Raw genomic sequence first — 14180 nt, forward strand, 5'->3', positions numbered from 1 at the left:
CGGTTTACGGGGTGAGAAGCCGGCAATGACGAGCGACCTGACGATCTGGACCTATGATTGGGTGCCGCAAGGCCCGCGCGGTTTCGTGCGCGATCTGCGGCTGAGATGGGCATGCGAGGAAGCCGGCCTCGGCTATGAAATGCGGACGGTCGCCTTCGACGGCCGCGAGACGAACCACCTCGCGCAACAGCCGTTCGGCCAGGTGCCGTTCCTGCGTGACGGCGACCTCGAACTGTTCGAAAGCGGCGCGATGCTGCTGCATCTCGCGCGGAAAAGCGAGCGGCTGATGCCAAGCGATCCGGCCGGACAGGCGCAGGTGATGCAATGGACGATCGCCGCGCTCAATTCGATCGAGATGGTCTCGGTCCCGTGGTGGTTCCTCAACGTCTCCGGCGATGCCGACAACCAGCTGACCGGATGGTTGAGCGCACGGCTGGGCCAGCTCGAAAGGATATTCGGCGAGCGCGAATGGCTGGTCGCCGATCGCTTCACCGTCGCCGATCTGCTGATGGCGGACGTATTGCGGGTGCCGCTGGTGCGCGCGTTCGGCGACCGGCCGGCGACCGAAGCCTATATCGCCCGCACGATCGACCGGCCGGCGTTCAGGAAAGCCCAAGCCGATCAGATCGCGTTCTTCGCAGCGGCTGACAAGAAACGCTGATTTACCCCGCCGCCACCCAGGGCGCCTCGCGGAACCATTTGGTGACGATATACTTCACCCCCTCGGTTACCGCCGACCCCTCGTGGAGCGTCGCCGGATTGGGGCTGCCGTCCGCCGCCATATTGTTCCACGCGAGCAGCAATCCGCGCTGCGGCGCGACGCGCAGGCCCGCCTGCGGAAACCAGGTCGCCCCGCCCTCCTCGACATCGTTGAGGTAGATCATCGCGGTCCACGTCCGCTGCCCGCCGCTGGCTTTCATCACCGGCCAATAGCTTTCGTTCTCGTGGAAATAATCGTGATGCGGGCGGAAATGCTGGCCGACGGCGTAACGCTGGCCCTGCATCGTCTCGGCATTTTCTGGCGCGATGCCGAGCAGGCCGGCAATCCCCTCGTCGATCGCGCGCACCGCCGGCGCCCAGCGGTCCATGTCGCAGCTCTCGCTGGTGCGGAAGGCGGTATCGCCGCGATCGGACAGCAAGGTGGAGGGCCGGCGATCGGCATCGATCATCGCAACCAATTGCTTGCATTGCGCGGCATCGAGATAGTTGCGGCAGCGATAGACCACCGCGAGATCGGTCGGCAGCCGCTCCATCCGCGGATCGGCATCGAGCCGCGCCTGCACCTGCTCTCCGATAAAGCGCCGTACCGGCGAAGGATGGCCGGGAGGTCCGATTCTGGTCGTCATGGCGCCGCCAATTCGCGCGCCCGAAGCGCGAAGGCAAGCGGGCGCCGCACGAAACGACGCCCGCCTGCGCTGATTTACCAGAAGATGTCGTAGATCACATCGACCACTTCGCCGCTGTCGACGTCGACCAGCAAGGCGTCGTTGTAATAGCGCACCCAGCGATACGGGCCGTAGACTTCCGGCAGGCGATAGGTCCACGGATCGTCGATCCAATAATCCTCGACGAACAGCGGCGCCGACAGCATCACCCCGACCGAGAAACGGCGATAGCCGTAATCCCAGCCATAGGGCGCATAATAGCGCGGCAGGTGGAACACCGAGCGGTTGCGGTAGCGGTAATTGCTCCAATTGTACCGCGTGTCGCGCCGCCAGTCGCGGTTCCACGCGCGGCGGTCGTCATGGCCATAGCGATCGCGCACGAAATCCCGGCGGTCGTTCCATCCCGAGCGGACATCGCGATTGTCGCGCCCGCGATTCTGCCAGCGCGCGCGATCGTCGTTCGACGGGCGGCCCTGCCACCCGCCGGGTTGACCCGGCTGGCGCTGACCGTCCCAACGACCGGGCTGCCCGGGCTGTCCCGGTTGACCCCGACCGTCCCAACGGCCCGGCTGCCCAGGCTGACCCTGACCGTCCCAACGGCCCGGCTGCCCGGGCTGTCCCGGCTGGCGCTGGCCATCCCAGCGACCCGGCTGCCCGGGTTGCCCCGGCTGGCGCTGGCCATCCCAACGGCCCGGCTGCCCGGGTTGCCCCGGCTGGCGCTGGCCATCCCAGCGACCCGGCTGCCCGGGTTGCCCCGGCTGGCGCTGGCCATCCCAGCGACCCGGCTGCCGCTGGCCGTCCCAACGACCGGGCTGGGCCTGATCGCCGCGCGGCTGCCATTGCGGGCGCTGCGCCTGATCCCAGCGCTGTTGGGGCTGAGCCTGCGGTTGCGGCTGCGGGCGGGGCGCCTGTTGCTGCGGAGCTGCCTGGCGCGGCGCACCGCGATCGCCGCGATCGCCACGTTGCCAGCCCTCCTGTGCCGACGCGGCGAGCGGCAGCAGCGAGGCTGCTGCGGCCAGCGCGGCCAATATCTTCTTCGTCATTCCCGGACACTCCATCGCCGGCGCACGAGCCGGCCCCGATGATATTGCCGGTTATCGCCGAGTCGCAGCGAATGCGGGCTGAACCATGCTGTCAGCCGATTGAAAGATTCAAAAGTCTCAACGTCGTGCTGCGAGCGGGGCGTCTTCGTCCTCCGGCGCCTCGCCGGCGGGGACGCGGGTGCGCACCGCCTGGTAGCCGAGCGAGGCGCGCGCGCGCACCGGCCCGGCGATATCTGCGACGAGATAGAGCGGCCGCCGCTTCGATTCGATATAGAGCCGCCCGAGATATTCGCCGATCATCCCCAGCACGAACATCTGCACCGCGCTCAGCACCGTCACGACGAGCATCGTCGAGGTCCAGCCCTGCACCGGGCTGCCGCGGAAATAGCCCCAGGCGATGTAGAAGAGCAGCAGCAGCGATGCCCCCGCCAGCGCGACCGAGGCATGGCTGGCGAAACGCAGCGGCGCGGTGGAAAAGCCGGTTACGGCGTCGAACGCGAGCCGCAGCATTTTCGACAGCGGATAATTGGTCTCGCCGGCGTGACGCTCGGCGCGGTCATAAGGGAACGGGACCTGCCGGAACCCGACCCACGCCACCATCCCGCGGATGAACCGCGCCTGCTCGGGGAGCGAGAGGAAGGCATCGAGCGCGCGGCGCGTCATCAACCGGAAATCGCCGGTATCGAGCGGGATCGGCGTATCGGTCACGCGATCGAGCACGCGGTAGAAGGCCGAGGCGGTGGCCTTTTTGAACAAGGTCTCGCCCTCGCGCTTGCGGCGCACGGCATAGACGACATCGGCCTCCTCGCGCGCCATCACCTCGCGCATCTCGCCGAGCAATTCGGGCGGGTCCTGCAGATCGGCATCGAGGATCAATATCTGCTCGCCGCAGCACAGATCGAGCCCCGCGGTCAGCGCGAGCTGGTGGCCGTGGTTGCGCGACAGGTTGATCGCCACCACGCGCGGGTCCGCCGCGGCGAGCTGTTGCATGATCCGCCAGCTGTCGTCGCGCGAGCCGTCGTTGATCAGCACGATCTCATGATCGTCGCCCACCACCGCATGCGCCGTGGCGGAGACGCGCTGGTGCAGCAGCGGCAGCGTTTCTGCCTCATTGTAACACGGCACGACGATCGAAAGCTGAAGACGATGCATGATCAGCCGCACTTATCGGCTGGAGGGGGGAAAATCACGCAAATGTTGCGGGTAGAGCCCCGTGCTACGAACCTCCCCCCGTTCGACCTGAGCTTGTCGAACGGGGAGAGGTGGTCGTGGTTGACGCGAAGCGCGTTATGCCGCGGCGCGGGCGCGTTCCTCGACCATCCGTTCGAGGATCGTCAGCGGCATCGCGCCAGCGCCCAAGATGTCGTGGAAATTCTTCTCGTCGAATTTCGCGCCGAGGATCGCCTTCGCTTTCTCCCGCGCACGCACCCAGGCGGCATGGCCGACCTTGTAGCTGCACGCCTGCCCCGCTTGGGTGCAGTAACGCTCGATCTCGCGCTGCGAGCGCGGACGCGCGAAGCCGACGGTCTGCACCATATAATCGGTCGCTTTCTCGCGGCCCCAGCGCTTGGAATGGATCCCGGTGTCGATCACCAGCCGCGCCGCGCGGAACAGATAGCTCTGCAGGAAACCGGCGCGCTCCAGCGGCGAGGCATAGCCGCCCACCTCGTCCGCCAGCCCCTCGGCATAGAGCGCCCAGCCTTCCGAATAAGCACTGAAGAACGAAAGCTTGCGGAGCAGCGGCGTCTTGGCCTGCTGCGCGATGGTCAGCTGCAGATGATGCCCCGGCACGCCCTCGTGATAGGTGAGCGCAGGGAGCGAATATTTCGGCCAGTCGCCGACGCTCTTGAGGTTGATCCAGTAGATCGCCGGGCGCGAGCCGTCGAGCGCGGCGAGGTAATAATAGCCGTTCGAGGCGCCATCCTGGATCTCCACCGGCACGCGGCGAATCTCGAGCGGGGCGTTGGGCCAGTGATTGACCAGCCGGTCGAGCTTGGCAGTCATCGCCGCGACCCCCGCATTGAGGTCGCGGATCAGTTGCTCGCGTCCCGCAGCGGTATCGGGATAGAGCTGGTCGGCACGCACGTTGAGCGCGTTGAGCCGCTCGGCAACGCTGCCCTGGGTCAGCCCCTGCCCCTTGAGGATCGTATCGAGCTCGGCGGTGATCGACGCGACCTGCTCCAGCCCCATGCGATGCACTTCGTCGGGGCTGAAATTGGTCGTCGTCGCCTCGGCGAGCGCGGCGGCGTAGATCTCGTCGCCCTTCGGCACCGCCCACAGCCCGTCGTCGGTGCGACCGTTCGCGCGCAGTTGCTTGACCAACGCGATCTGCCGGTCGAGCGCCGGATAGACCTGCTTCTCGACGATCGCGGACGCCTTGGCCTGCCAGTCGCCGGCGATATTGGCCTTGGCTGCGCGGGTCGCGAGCGACTGGGTAAGGCCGCTCTGCGCCGCTGCCGGCGATCGCAGCTTGGCCATCTGCGCCAGCGCGAGATCGAGCGACCAGCCCGGCGCGACATAGCCGCGCGCCGCCTGTTCCTTCTGCTCGGCGGTTTCATTGTCGAGCGAGGTCGCCATCGCCGCAAGCCGATCGAGATAGGCGGCGCAATCCTCCGCGTTGACGATCGTGTGCGAGGAATTGAGGAAATCGGGCGTCTCGAAATAGACGCCGGCCTGCTGGGTGATCAGATAGGGGCGCTGGACCGAATCGAGCCCGAACCGGTCGTTCGGCAGCGCCTGCGAATTGAGCGAATAGAGCACCACCTCGCGATCGAGCTTCGCCGCGGGCGACAGGCTGTCGGGGGAGATGGCGGTGATATCGGCGATCGCGCGCTTCAGCATGCGCTGCCCCTTGGCGCGCCCGGCAGCGGAATTATCCTCCAGCCGATGCTTGAGCGGGGCATTCGCCCCCTTGTCCATCCCGAGCACCGTCGCGAGCGTCGGCATCTCCGGAAGGATATCGGTCATGATCCGGTCGAAAGTGGCATTGAGCTTCGCATCGCCCGCTGCGGCGGCTTGTGCGCGCAGCGCGGCAGGCATCAGCGCGAGCGCCGACGCGGCGCCCGACGATGCCAGGAAAGAACGACGATCCATTTTTGGAAACCCCTTTTAATTTGGGAATGGTGCCAGCGTAACGCCGTGCGCAGGTGTGGCAACCCCATAATACACCCACTCAACCGTCATGCCGGACTTGATCCGGCATGACGACAAAAGACCCGACCTTATCTCGCCGCAGCCGACCCGCCCGTCGCCAGCGCACGATCGTACCAGGCGGAAAGGTCGCGCTTCATCGCGTGGAGCGCGTCGGGGTTGAGATAAGTCATGTGCCCCGCGGGATAATAAGTGAAGCTCAGGTTCTTCGCCTGCGCTGGCTCCAGCATCATATGGCCGAGATCATATTCGGTGCCGAAGAACGGCGTCGCCATATCGTACCAGCCGTTCATCGACAGCACCTGGAGATAGGGATTGTCGCGCATCGCCGCCGCGAGATCGACCGCGGTATTGGGGTTGTTCTGCTGCGTGCCGAACCCCGAGCCGGGCGCCTTGTGCTTCCAGTTCCAGTCGAACCCCGCCCCGTCGCGCGCCGACAGGCGATACGGCATGTCGGTCTTATACCCCAAGGTGTTCGAGACATAATCGTGGAAGGTGCCGATGAACGCACCCGAAATCGCCTCCGACGAGGCATCGGTTTCAGGGCGATCACCCGCCGCGTCGCTATCGACCCCGGTGTAGCGGGCGTCGAACCGGCCGATCGTTCGCCGCTGATCGCGCAGCAATTCCTTCTGGAAACGCGGCAGATCGATCCGCAAGTTGGCGCGCTTGATGAACTCGGGCGAGAGACCGATCAGCTGGCTCAACTGCGTCGCGATCTGGTCGCGCTCGGCGTCGCCTATCGACTGGCCCTTGGCCAGCGCCGAGGCATAAGGGCCAACCGCGAAGGCGCGCGCCTGTTCGACGATCGTCGCGACGTCCGCCGGGCGATTGGGGATGCGGTTATGATACCAGGCGGTCGCGGCGAAGCTCGGCAGATAGTTGAGATAGACCTGATCGAGCCCCGGCTGGCGATAGCCGTAGTTCATGATCGAGGAAAGCAGCACGACGCCGTTCAACGCCATCCCGCGATCCTGTAGCTGATAGGCCAGCGCGCCCGAGCGCGTCGTGCCATAGCTTTCGCCGAAGATGAACTTGGGGCTGTTCCACCGCCCGTTCTTGGTCACGTAACGGATGATCGCGCGCGCGAAGGCGTCGACATCGCCGTCGACGCTGTAGAACTGGCTGGGCTTCGTATCGCCCAGCGCACGCGAATAGCCCGCGCCCATCGCATCGAGGAACACGAGGTCCGTCTTGTCGAGCAGCGTATCGGGATTCGGCCCGAAATCATAAGGCGCGGGGCGGATCGATTCGGGATTGCCGGTGCGCAGCCGGACCGGGGCGAACGATCCCATATGCAGCCAGAAGGTCGGGCTGCCCGGGCCGCCGTTGTAGAAGAAGGTGATCGGGCGCTTTGTCCCGGGCCGCGTGCCATCCAGCGTATAGGCGGTGTAGAACATCGACCCGGTCGGCTTGCCCTCGGTATCGCGGATCGTCAGCGTGCCGGCGGTGGCGGTGTAGCCAAGCGTGCGCCCGGCGACGGCGACGCTGCCCTTCGACTTCTCCTCGCGCTCCTGCACCGGGGCATTGGCATAGGCCGCCTCGGCCTCCTGCTTCATCAGTTCGGCATTGCTTTGCGGGGCGCCCTTCCCGCCCTTCTCCGCCGGCTTGGCTTCCTGCGCGGCGACAACCGCCGAGGTGGACAAGAGCAAAATAGCGATGGCGCGGGCGAACATGCGGAAGACTCTCCCTTTTTTACGATACGTAATATTGTTCCAATTGCGCGTTCATGCGCGCGGCGCAACACCCCATCGTCATTCCCGCGCAGGCGGGAATCCATTGCCGGCGTCGTCGCAACTCTATCGGCTAGGCCTGCGTGAATGGATTCCCGCCTGCGCGGGAATGACGGTGACTGAGGTCAAGTTGCTCCACCCCGGCGCAGGATGGGGCCCAGCATCGAGCCGTTCGTAACTGGGGTCCGGCCTGCGCCGGGGTGGTAAAAGGGGTTCAACTCACACCCGCTCCGCCCCCGCCACCGCATCGGCGGCGCGCAGCGCGGCGAGCAGCCGCATCAGCTGGTGCGCATCATGCACCTCGACGTCGATCGTGTTGGTGTGGATGCCGGTATCGCGGCTGTCGAGGCGGAGGTTGATGATGTTCGCCTTATGCTGGCCGATGATCGTCGCGATCACCCCCAGCGCGCCGGGCTCGTTCTTTACCTCGACCGAGATGCGCGCGACCGCGCCCATCGTCTTGTCGCCCCATTGCACGTCGATCCAGTCGGTTTCTTCGTCGGACCGTTCGGCGAGATCGGCGAGCGTGCGGCAATCAATCGAGTGCACCTCGATCGACGCATCGGGCCGGCGCAGCCCGACGATGCGGTCGCCCGGCACCGGATGACAACAGGTCGCCAACTCATAGGCGACGCCCGGCGCGAGCCCCTCGATCGAGATCGCGCTGGATTGCGGCATATTATGCGCGACATCGGCGCCAGCCGACCCCGGCATCAACGCCTCCATCACCTGCGCATCGGTCAGCGTGCGGCGCGCGATCGCGGTCATCAGCTGCACCTCGTCGGCGAGCTTGAGGCGCTTGATCCCCTGTTCCAGCGCATCCGCCGCGAGCGGCGCGGGCAGACGCGTGACGATATCGTCGTAGAGCTTGCGCCCCAGCGCGACGGTCTGCTCGCGCTCGACCAGCCGCAAATGGCGGCGGATCGCGGCGAGCGCCTTGCCGGTGATCGCGAAGCTCAGCCAGCTCGGCTGCGGGGTCTGCGCCTTGGAGCGCAGCACCTGCACCTGATCGCCGTTGTGGATTTCGGTCCGCAGCGGCACGACGCGGCCGTTGATCTTCGCCCCCACCGCCTGATCGCCGAGATCGGTGTGGACCGCATAAGCGAAATCGATCGGGGTCGCGCCCTTGGGGAGCTGGATCAGCTCGCCCTTCGGGGTGAAGGCGAAGATGCGATCCTGATACATCGCCATCCGCGTATGCTCGAGCAGTTCCTCGGGCGTCGCGGCATTGTCGAGGATTTCGACCAGATCGGCGATCCAGTCCTGCTGCGTCTCGGGCCGGACCTTCATGTCCTGCTTGTACGCCCAATGCGCGGCGAGCCCATATTCGGCCTCGGCGTGCATTTCCTCGGTACGGATCTGGATTTCGACGCGCTGGTTTTCCGCGTGCATGATCGTGGTGTGCAGCGAGCGATAGCCGTTGCGCTTGGGCGTCGAGATATAATCCTTGAACCGCCCCGGCACCGCGGGCCAGCGGCGGTGGATGTGCCCGAGCGCGGCGTAGCAATCCTCCACCGCCGGCACGATCGCGCGGAACGCCATGATGTCGGAAAGCTGCTCGAAGCTGATATGGCGCTCCTGCATCTTGCGCCAGATCGAATAGGGATGCTTCTCGCGCCCCGAAATATCCGCCTGGACGCCATGACGCGAGAGCAGCAATTTCAGCCCCGAGCCGATCTTGGCAATCTTGTCCCCGCCGCCCGACTTAAGCTGTTCGAGCCGCCGCGTGATCGATTCATACGCCTCGGGCTCGAGCTGCTGGAAGGCGAGCGTCTGCATCTCCTTCATGAACTCGTACATGCCGATCCGCTCGGCGAGCGGGGCGTAGATATCCATCGTCTCGCGGGCGATGCGGCGGCGCTTGTCGGGGTTCGCGATGTAATGCAGCGTCCGCATATTGTGCAGCCGGTCGGCCAGCTTGACCAGCAGCACGCGGATATCGCCCGACATGGCAAGCAGGAATTTGCGCAGGTTTTCCGCGGCGCGCTCGTTCTCGGTCTGCGCTTCGATCTTCGACAGCTTGGTCACGCCGTCGACCAGCCGCGCGACATTGTCGCCGAACAATTGCCCGATCTGTTCGGGGGTAGCGACGGTATCTTCCACCGTATCGTGGAGGATCGCGGTGGCGATCGTCTCGTCGTCGAGGTGCAACTCGGTCAGGATGCCGGCGACCTCGATCGGATGGCTGAAATAGGGATCGCCCGAGGCGCGCTTCTGGGTGCCGTGGGCATTGACCGAAAAGACATAGGCGCGGTTGAGCAGCGCCTCGTCGGCATCCGGGTCATAAGCGAGGACCCGATCGATCAACTCATATTGTCTCAGCACAAAGGCACGATGGCGCTTTCGCCTATTGCTTTGCAACAGAAATGGTCCGCCGGCCGCATACGGCGACCGGCGGACCCGATTTCATGCCTTGGGATAAGGCAGATCAGTTCGCGGGGGTCGGCGCCGGATCGGCCTTCGCAACCGCGACATGGCCGCCCTTCGCCTTGGTGTTGCACTCGCCGAGCGCGGCGGCGTCGAACGCCTTGCCGCCGGCGCTGAACGACGAGATCTCGCCGACGCCGCGTGCGATCAGCTGGCACGCGACCATATCGCGCACCGGCGCCTTGGCGGTGACATAGGCGCCGTCGCGCAGCGACCACGGCGTGTCACGCGTCATCACCGCGTCCTTGGTCGCCGGGGCGGCCGGGACGGCGACGAAATAGCCCGCCGGGGTCTGCGCGGACGCACCCGCCGAAGCGAGCAAAGCGGTGGAGGTGAGAACGGCTGCGATGAGGGAGCGAATCATTGTTGCCTCGCACAATAAGTTGCTAAATAATACCTACATATTGCATATGCGAGTTGCAAGAGAAAACCAATATTTTTGTTCGAAGCCGGCGCGGGGTCGGTTAGGATAGGCTTGAAAACAAAGGAGCTTTCGGTTGGGGAAATTACGCGAACCGCTCAACGAATGCAGTCTTCCGGCAGCGCTGGAGGCGATGGGCGAGCGGTGGGCGTTCCTGATTTTACGCGCCGCCTTCAATGGCTTGCACCATTTCGAGGAATTCCAGTCGGAACTCGGGATCGCGCGTAACATCCTCGCCAACCGGCTCGCGCGCTTCGTCGAGCACGGGATCATGGAGCGCCAGTCGCTGCCCGAGGATCGTCGCAAGATTCAATATTGCCTGACCGAGAAGGGCCACGCGCTGCTCCCGACGATGGTTGCACTGCGGCAATGGGGCGAGCGCTGGGAGACCGGGGTGCCGGCTTTTCCGATCCTCGTCGACTCGCGCGATCACCGCCCGATCCAGCCGATCGCGGTGCTCAGCCACGACGGCCGCGTGCTGACCAAGGGCGATCTGCACTGGGCGCTGCCCGGCGACGTGGCCGACGCAACCGACATCGCCAACGCGGCGGAATAACGCGCAACCGTCACCCCGGCCTTGAGCCGGGGTCCATTGTGCCGCAAGCGCGGTGGTTAGAACCTCTTGCCCCGCGCTTGCCTCCCGATGGACCCCGGCTCAAGGCCGGGGTGACGGCGCAGCTTATTTCTTGATCAGCCCGATCTCGACCAGCCGCTCGTGCAGATAGTCATGCGCGGTGATCGGGGTCGGATAACGGTTGGGGTTTTCCGCGCTGATGCAGCCGGGCAAGGTCTCGATCAGGAAATCGGGCGCGGGGTGCAGGAAGAACGGCATCGAGTAACGCGAATGCCCGCGCCGCTCGGGCGGCGGATTGACGACGCGGTGCGTGGTCGACGGCAGGACATGATTGGTCAGCCGCTGCAGCATATCGCCGACATTGACGACCATCGCCCCCTCGGGCGGCTTGATCGCCAGCCAGCGCCCCGAATCGCGGTCGCGCAATTCGAGCCCGGCTTCCTCGGCGCCGAGCAGCAGGGTGATGAGGTTGATATCCTCATGCGCCCCCGCGCGGACCCCCTCGGCATCGGCCGGGATCGGCGGATAATGCAGCAGCCGCAGCACGCTGTTGCCGTCAGTCACCGCGCGGTCGAACCAGTCGGGCACGAGCTTCAGGTGCCGCGCGATCGCCGACAGCAGCCGGTCGCCCGCACGATCGAAAGCAGTGAACAATTCGAGGAAGGTATCGCGGAACCCCTCGGGTCGCGCCGGCCAGATGTTGGGCGCCATATGGTCCGCGAAGCGATGCCCCTCGGGCAGATCGCGGCCGATATGCCAGAATTCCTTGAGATCGACGTGCTTCGCGTCCTTGGCGATCTCGGTCTTGAACGGCGTATAGCCGCGCGCGCCGCCGCCGCCGGCGACGAAATAGCCGCGCTTCTCGTCGTCGGGCAGCGCGAACAGCGCCGCGGTCTCGCGCCAGGCGCGGTCGATCAGATCGTGGGGAATCCCGTGATCGGCGACGATCGCGAAGCCGAACCGCTCGAACGACCCGCCGAGCGCGGCAGCAAAGGCCACCGGATCGGCGTCCTGATCGTTGAGGCTGAGCGTCGGCACCTGCGCCAGCGGGGTATCAAGCATGATGATGAGGGGTCCATGAGGGGTAAACGGCGGTCATACGCCCTTCCCTGCCGGTCTGCTAGCCGGACGCCGCTCACCCCGCCGCGTCGTCACCCCGGCGAAAGCCGCGGTCTCGTGCTGCGAGGGCGACGCCTGCCGCCCGCGATCCCGGCTTCGCTGGGATGACGGATCGGCTCAGAACGGCAGCTTGAACCCCGGCGGCAGCGGCAGGCCGCTGGTCATCTTCGCCATCTCCGCCGACGACGCCGCATCGGCCTTCGCCCGCGCATCGTTGAGCGCCGCGGCGACCAGATCCTCGACCATCTGCTTCTCGCTCGGCTGAAGCAACGACTCGTCGATCGTCACCGCAACGATCCGTCCCTTCGCCGATGCGCGCACCTTGACCAGACCGCCGCCGGCGGCGCCCTCCACCTCGATCGTGTCGAGGTTTTCCTGCGCCTTGCTCAGCTCGTTCTGCACGTTCTGCGCCATGGCAAGAATGTCGTTCAAATCCTTCACGATACGCTCCGTTTGGGCCAGTCTATCAATTCAGCGTCGGGGAAAGCGGCACGCGCCGCCGCGACGATCGGAGTGCCGAGGATCGCCTGACGCGCTGCCTCGTCGGCGGCATCGGCGGCTTCCTTCAGCGTCGGTTCGCCGGGCGCGTCGACCATTGCGATCTTCCACGCGCGCCCGGTTTCCGCCTTGAGCACCTGCGCGAGCTCGGTCAGCACATCGGCGGCGATCCGGCGCGAGCCGCTAAACGAGAGCTCGCCCGGCGCCGCGCTGACCAGCCGCGCATTGCTGTGCAGCCGGAAATAGAGCGCATGATGTCCGCGCTCCTCGAGCAAGGCCATCACCGCGGCGAATTCGTTGCTGCGCTGCGCGGGAGCGGGGGCCGCCGTCGACGGGCCGGAAACCGAGATCGACCCGCTCGCGATCTGCCGCGCCAGCTCGCCCGGATCGGGCAGGGTCGAGGCGTGGACGATGCGCAGCAGCGCCATTTCCGCCGCCTCGATCGGCAGCGCGGCGCGCACCACTTCGTCATGTCCCTTGAGCAGGAGCTGCCACAGCCGGTGGAGCATCGCGAACGACAATTTGGCCGACCAGTCGCGATAGGCGTCGCGCTCCTCCGCCGCCTGCGCTGCGTCCTCGGGCGCGCCGACCTTGACCAGGGTCACGCCGTGGACCGCTTCGAGCAACGCGCGGAACACCGCCTGCGGATCGACCCCGAGATCATATTGCCGGCGCAGCGCCGCCAGCGCCCCCGGCGCATCCGCCGCGAGCAGCAACGCGAGCAGATCGCGCACCGCGCCGCGATCCGAGAGGCCGAGCATCTCGCGCACCGCCGCCGCGCGCACCCCGCCGCCTTCGAGATCGGCGTGGGCGATCGCCTGATCGAGGATCGACAGCCCGTCGCGCGCCGAGCCCTCTGCCGCGCGCGCGATCAGCGCCAGCGCCTCGGTTTCGACCTCGACCTGCTCCTCGGCGCTGACCCAGGCGAAATGCTCGGCGAGCTTGTCCGCCGGGATGCGCCTGAGGTCGAACCGCTGGCAGCGCGACAGGACGGTGACGGGGACCTTGTTCACCTCGGTGGTGGCGAACAGGAATTTCACATGCGCCGGCGGCTCCTCCAGCGTCTTGAGCAGCCCGTTGAACGCCGCCTTGGACAGCATATGGACTTCGTCGATGATGTAGATCTTGTAGCGCGCCGAGACCGCGGCATAGCGCGAGGCCTCGATGATCTCGCGGATGTCGTCGATCCCGGTATGGCTCGCGGCATCCATCTCGATCACGTCGATATGGCGCCCCTCGGCGATCGCGCGGCACGGTTCGCATTGCCCGCACGGATCGATCGTCGGCCCGCCCTGCCCGTCGGGGCCGACGCAATTCAACGCCTTGGCGATCAGCCGCGCGGTGGAGGTCTTGCCCACCCCGCGCACCCCGGTGAGCAGAAAGGCGTGCGCGATGCGATCGCGGCGGATCGCATTCTCCAGCGTGCGCACCATCGCCTCCTGCCCGATCAGCGCGGCGAAGGTCTGCGGGCGATATTTGCGCGCGAGCACGCGATAGGCGTCGCCGCCGGCGCGATGCGGCTGGGGCGGTTCGTCGAGGCCGAGAGAATCGCTCATCGGCGCGCGAGGGAGAGGAATTGTGTCACGCCGAGCTAGATAGGCGCTGTGAGCGCGTTCGTCAGCGGGAAAGATTTGGATGGGGGCAGCGCCGCGGCGAAGCCGCGGCGTCGGACGGCGCTTCTGCGCTGCCGCCCGCGCTTGTCGATGTGGCGCGATGCGATCGTGCGCTCATCGGCTGCGCGGGTGGGAGCCGGAACGACCCGTGGCGAAATCGTTGTGGCTGCTTCCGTCAGGATCTGACCAGGTTGGCGACGACCACGTCCGCCCGACT

Annotated in this window: 13 protein-coding genes and 1 other RNA gene (1 of these 14 cut by a window edge); 3 read left to right on the plus strand and 11 right to left on the minus strand. The window is 66.2% G+C overall.

Annotation, left to right across the window (positions count from 1 at the left end):
* Positions 1-25: 25 nt before the first annotated feature.
* Positions 26-661 carry a glutathione S-transferase family protein gene (locus BGN95_RS16890; protein WP_265268282.1) on the plus strand — a complete coding sequence of 212 codons (636 nt, stop codon included), beginning with the start codon at positions 26-28 and terminating at the stop codon, positions 659-661.
* Position 662: 1 nt separating this feature from the next.
* On the opposite strand, the gene BGN95_RS16895 is transcribed toward BGN95_RS16890, so the two are convergent.
* Complete coding sequence (locus tag BGN95_RS16895) at positions 663-1346, minus strand: prolyl hydroxylase family protein (protein WP_179511848.1); 684 nt, start codon at positions 1344-1346, stop codon at positions 663-665.
* Between the two features lie 74 nt (positions 1347-1420).
* Complete coding sequence (locus tag BGN95_RS16900) at positions 1421-1765, minus strand: RcnB family protein (RefSeq protein ID WP_286773438.1); 345 nt, start codon at positions 1763-1765, stop codon at positions 1421-1423.
* Between BGN95_RS16900 and BGN95_RS16905 the strand changes: the two genes are divergently transcribed.
* The gene (locus BGN95_RS16905; protein ID WP_286773439.1) at positions 1745-2470 is read left to right on the plus strand and encodes a hypothetical protein; all 726 of its coding nucleotides are present in this window, start codon (positions 1745-1747) and stop codon (positions 2468-2470) included. The two genes, BGN95_RS16900 and BGN95_RS16905, sit on opposite strands and share 21 nt — an antisense overlap.
* Positions 2471-2545: 75 nt before the next feature.
* Here the strand turns inward: BGN95_RS16905 and BGN95_RS16910 are convergent, their stop codons facing one another.
* The 5 genes from BGN95_RS16910 to BGN95_RS16930 all read right to left on the minus strand — a co-directional run bounded on the left by BGN95_RS16910 (position 2546) and on the right by BGN95_RS16930 (position 10102).
* Entirely contained in the window at positions 2546-3580 is a 1035-nt protein-coding gene (locus tag BGN95_RS16910) for a glycosyltransferase family 2 protein (RefSeq protein WP_179511849.1), read from the minus strand.
* A gap of 135 nt (positions 3581-3715) precedes the next feature.
* On the minus strand, positions 3716-5521 hold the full coding sequence (locus BGN95_RS16915) for a DUF885 domain-containing protein (protein WP_286773440.1): 1806 nt from the start codon (positions 5519-5521) through the stop codon (positions 3716-3718).
* 128 nt (positions 5522-5649) lie between these two features.
* Positions 5650-7254 carry a S10 family peptidase gene (locus BGN95_RS16920; protein WP_265268279.1) on the minus strand — a complete coding sequence of 535 codons (1605 nt, stop codon included), beginning with the start codon at positions 7252-7254 and terminating at the stop codon, positions 5650-5652.
* A 276-nt stretch (positions 7255-7530) separates the two neighbouring features.
* The gene (locus tag BGN95_RS16925) at positions 7531-9636 is read right to left on the minus strand and encodes a RelA/SpoT family protein (protein ID WP_265268278.1); all 2106 of its coding nucleotides are present in this window, start codon (positions 9634-9636) and stop codon (positions 7531-7533) included.
* Between the two features lie 103 nt (positions 9637-9739).
* The gene (locus BGN95_RS16930; protein WP_179511853.1) at positions 9740-10102 is read right to left on the minus strand and encodes a CC_3452 family protein; all 363 of its coding nucleotides are present in this window, start codon (positions 10100-10102) and stop codon (positions 9740-9742) included.
* A 190-nt stretch (positions 10103-10292) separates the two neighbouring features.
* Here BGN95_RS16930 and BGN95_RS16935 point away from each other — a divergent pair, with 190 nt between their 5' ends.
* The gene (locus BGN95_RS16935) at positions 10293-10715 is read left to right on the plus strand and encodes a winged helix-turn-helix transcriptional regulator (RefSeq protein WP_265268483.1); all 423 of its coding nucleotides are present in this window, start codon (positions 10293-10295) and stop codon (positions 10713-10715) included.
* A gap of 123 nt (positions 10716-10838) precedes the next feature.
* Here BGN95_RS16935 and BGN95_RS16940 read toward each other — a convergent pair whose 3' ends face one another.
* The 4 genes from BGN95_RS16940 to ffs form a co-directional block, all read right to left on the minus strand.
* Entirely contained in the window at positions 10839-11795 is a 957-nt protein-coding gene (locus BGN95_RS16940; protein ID WP_265268277.1) for an isopenicillin N synthase family dioxygenase, read from the minus strand.
* Between the two features lie 174 nt (positions 11796-11969).
* Positions 11970-12293 carry a YbaB/EbfC family nucleoid-associated protein gene (locus tag BGN95_RS16945; protein WP_179511855.1) on the minus strand — a complete coding sequence of 108 codons (324 nt, stop codon included), beginning with the start codon at positions 12291-12293 and terminating at the stop codon, positions 11970-11972.
* Positions 12290-13906 (minus strand): DNA polymerase III subunit gamma/tau, encoded by a 1617-nt coding sequence (locus BGN95_RS16950; protein ID WP_286773441.1) that lies wholly within the window; start codon positions 13904-13906, stop codon positions 12290-12292. Before BGN95_RS16950 ends, BGN95_RS16945 begins: the two co-directional genes overlap by 4 nt.
* Positions 13907-14092: 186 nt before the next feature.
* Positions 14093-14180: signal recognition particle sRNA small type (gene ffs / locus BGN95_RS16955), an RNA gene on the minus strand; it runs 2 nt beyond the window's last position.

The sequence above is a fragment of the Sphingomonas sp. 66-10 genome, from assembly GCF_001897045.1.
Lineage (GTDB): Bacteria > Pseudomonadota > Alphaproteobacteria > Sphingomonadales > Sphingomonadaceae > Sphingomonas > Sphingomonas lycopersici.